The sequence below is a fragment of the Thorsellia kenyensis genome (assembly GCF_042432445.1).
In the GTDB taxonomy this organism is placed as follows: Bacteria; Pseudomonadota; Gammaproteobacteria; order Enterobacterales; family Thorselliaceae; genus Thorsellia; species Thorsellia kenyensis.
In genome coordinates, this window is record NZ_JBHLXE010000035.1 from 1 (window position 1) to 3694 (window position 3694).

At 37.2% G+C, this 3694-nt stretch carries 4 protein-coding genes; 3 read left to right on the plus strand and 1 reads right to left on the minus strand.

Annotation, left to right across the window (positions count from 1 at the left end; translation table 11 throughout):
- Both ACFFIT_RS03465 and murP read left to right on the plus strand, forming a co-directional pair.
- A partial coding sequence (locus ACFFIT_RS03465; protein WP_385876258.1) for a DDE-type integrase/transposase/recombinase occupies window positions 1–753 on the plus strand: 753 nt, incomplete at its 5' end.
- A 32-nt stretch (window positions 754–785) separates the two neighbouring features.
- The gene (gene murP, locus ACFFIT_RS03470; RefSeq protein WP_385876259.1) at window positions 786–2105 is read left to right on the plus strand and encodes a PTS N-acetylmuramic acid transporter subunit IIBC; all 1320 of its coding nucleotides are present in this window, start codon (window positions 786–788) and stop codon (window positions 2103–2105) included.
- A 1008-nt stretch (window positions 2106–3113) separates the two neighbouring features.
- On the opposite strand, the gene ACFFIT_RS03475 is transcribed toward murP, so the two are convergent.
- Entirely contained in the window at window positions 3114–3260 is a 147-nt protein-coding gene (locus ACFFIT_RS03475; protein ID WP_385876260.1) for a hypothetical protein, read from the minus strand.
- A 156-nt stretch (window positions 3261–3416) separates the two neighbouring features.
- Between ACFFIT_RS03475 and ACFFIT_RS03480 the strand changes: the two genes are divergently transcribed.
- Window positions 3417–3694, plus strand: a 278-nt coding sequence (locus ACFFIT_RS03480) for a transposase (RefSeq protein ID WP_385876261.1), incomplete at its 3' end; no start/stop codon positions are given.

The following is a 3694-nucleotide window of genomic DNA, read 5'->3' on the forward strand; positions in this document are numbered from 1 at the left end:
GAATCGACATTCTATCGTTTTATGAGATTAACTGGACAAAATACTCATCGTGGCAGTACGAGAAAATCTAGAGCGTCAAATAAACCCAATGAGCTTGTGGCAACAGCGAGCAATCAAGTCTATTGCTGGTATATTACTTACTTGAATTCCAATGTAAAAGGACAGTACTTCTATCTCTATATGTATATTGATATCTTTGATAAATATATCACGGGTTGGCAAGTCTTTGACTCAGAAAGTGCAGAGAATGCCTCTTTATTGATACAAGATATTTATGAAAAAGAGAATATCCAACCCAATCAGTTAGTGATTCATTCCGATAGCGGCTCTCCGATGAAAGGACAGAGTATGAAGGCAATGTTAGAAGCGCTAGGTGTCTCAAGTTCACACAGTAGACCTAGGGTAAGTAATGATAATCCTATGTCAGAATCGTTATTTAAAACCTTAAAATATAACGCATTATTGCCATTAAAGCCGTTTGATAATATACAAGAAGCTAGAGAGTGGGTGTATCAGTTTGTTCAGTGGTATAACCATGAGCACTTACACAGCAGCAATCAATTTATTACCCCTGCTGATAAACGCGCAGGTAAGGATGTGGCTAAATTACAGAAAAGACAAGAGGTAATGAACCGCAAGAAAGAAAGCCATCCTAATAGATGGGCTAAAGGGCGTATACGTGATTGGAGTCCAATAACTAAAGTGACGCTTAATGAAATACCTAAAAAGGAAAAAACAAATGGTGTAGCTTAGTATGTAAAAATTATAAATAACTAACAACTAACTTGACAAGTTCCGGAGTCAAGAAAGTAGACAATGTTTTAGGTTTAATTGAAGCTGACGGTCAATTACAAATTGTTCTTGGTCCTGGTAAAGCACAAACAGCGGCTGAAATGATGCGCTCTATTTTAGAAAATGATTCGAGTGCTAATGTAGGTAGAATCGACTTACAAACAATTGCGGCAGCGCAGAAGAATTCTATTAAGGCTAAACAAACGAATCCAATTCAAAAATTTTTCGCAACTTTTGCAACCATTTTTACTCCCCTTATTCCTGGTTTTATTGCCGCAGGATTACTTGCAGCAATTGGTACCCTTCTACATGAAACTTTAATAAAAAACAATGAAAACCCGGTTCAAACGATTGTAGATTTAATTGCTTTTTTAAAAGTATTCAGTGCCGGTTTGTTTGGTTTTATGAGCATTTTGATCGGATATAACGCACAAAAAGCATTTGGTGGAACTGGTGTTAATGGCGCCATCATAGCAACTCTGTTTGTATTTGTTTATACCAAAGACCCAACCGGTAAAATGTTTTCTGGCATGGAGAATTTCTTTGGTTTAGCTATCGATCCTAGGGGAAATGTTATCGGTGTTTTAATTGCTGCCATCTTAGGTGCTTTTGTAGAAAAGAAAGTTCGTAAATTTATTCCTGATAACCTAGACATGATTTTAACGTCTACAATAACCCTCCTTATTATGGGTGCATTGACGTTTACTATCATTATGCCAGCAGGGAAAATTTTATTCGATAAAATGTCATGGTTATTCTTAACACTGAATGGTAACCCAATAGGTGCATCGATTTTAGCTGGGCTTTTCCTTATTTCTGTAATGTTTGGTATCCATCAAGGCTTTGTTCCGGTTTATTATGCTTTAGTTGAAACACAAGGTTTTAATTCCTTATTTCCAATTCTTGCAATGGCTGGTGCAGGACAAGTTGGCGCTGCTATAGCTTTGTATACCCGCGCAGCAAAACAGTCTGTCCTTAGAAAACAGATTTCAGGTGCTATCATTCCAGGTATTCTAGGTATTGGTGAACCACTAATTTATGGTGTTACCTTACCAAGAGTAAAACCGTTTATTACTGCTTGTTTAGGGGGAGCTGTAGGTGGCTTCTATATTGGCTTGATTGCTTATTTAGGAACACCAATGGGCCTAAACAGTGTATTTGGACCATCAGGGGTTATTGCATTGCCTTTTATGACAACAGCAAATAGTGCAGTGACTGGTATTTTAATTTATGGTTCGGGTTTAATTGTTGCCTACGTCGCTGGTTATATTCTCACCTACCTATTTGGTTCAAAAAATGTAGATTTGAATTAATGTTTTTCTAGGTTAATCATTTTATGGTTAACCTTCTGAACCATGATTTTTCAGATAGAGCAATAATTTACTATTAGCTGATTTAAATAAAAAAAGCACTTAACAGTGCTTTTTTTATTTACGGAATATCTTCTTAAGTAAGGTAAGTTGCTAAGTAAGCATTTTTCGTCTCTAATCGAGTAGAGTACAGGAACCACCCATGCACCCTCTCACAGAACCGTACGTGAGCCTCTGGACTCATACGGCTCCTCTAACCCAACCTCTAGTATAGCCGTTCATTTAGCATCAGGGCAACATCTTCCTGAGTTCCTTACCTAAGCCTGTAGTAATCTCCTGCCACTTCTATGCCGGTGAGCCAACCAAGCCGTTATTGCAAGTCACGCCTAGTTTTGTTAGTGCGTTGTAGTAAAGAACGCAGTTTTGACATCACAGTTATGTCTAACGACACTTCATCAGTGGTTTATTTTCATTCAGCTTATTACTCCGCATCTGACAATTTATCATTGTCTTTTAACTCCACGCTCACCACGATATCTCTTAAATACCGCAGCTGGAGCCGATTTAACACCAACTCTTGCTAGCCGATGTTGGTGGGCCTACCACCATCTTAGGTAAAGCATGCCAACTTCCTAATAGTTGACTTCACAGCACACTTACTACGAGACAATCTGCCAATGCGCCCTTCATCGCTATTTCATCTTACGGGTTCTCCGCTATAACTTTTCGCTTAACATTAGGGCACATCTTCCTGAGTTCCTTACCTAAGCCTGTAGTAATTTCCTGCCATCTATATGCCGGTATGCCAACCAAGTGGTTATTACAAGTCACGCTTAGCTTGTTAGTGCGTTATCGATGAGAACAAAGTTTTGACATCACGATTATGACTAACGACACTTCAGTAATGGTTTATTTTCATTCAGCCTATTACTCCATATCTGACAATTTATCATTGCCTTTTAAACTCCACGCTCACCACGATATCTCTTAAATAACGCAGCTGGAGCCGATTTAACACCAACTCTTGCTAGCCGATGTTATTGGCCTTCCATCATCACAAATAAAGCATACCAATCTCCTAATGATTGGTTTCACAGCACACCCAGCAACCAATCCAAGATGTCCATAATCATATGCGTCAACATTATCAAAGTTCATAATCACCATTCAAAAAATCATAACCCATCATTTTTAAATAAAATATCAATAACTTGAGAGCTTTGAATTTCTGCATGATATTTAATCTATTTTTTGATTGTTTTTTATACTATTAATGATATAATAAACAAAATCAATTATTTAAGGTAAAAAGTCATGTGGGAAAATATTCAACCTAGCTTTCAATTCACTAATAATAGTATTAAACAACATAAAGCTTTTGAACAGTTTGATACGATAAATGCACTCATTGATTGGGAGCAAATTATTAGCATATTGAGTGTGCTTATAGCCAATAAAAAAAATCGTTTAGGAGCATCGGCTTATGCGCCTATCATGATGTTTAAAGTTCTGTTATTACAGTCGTGGCATAATTTGAGCGATGTTAAAATGGAGAATATGCTTGCGAGAGATTTATTGTTTCGTCAATTTGT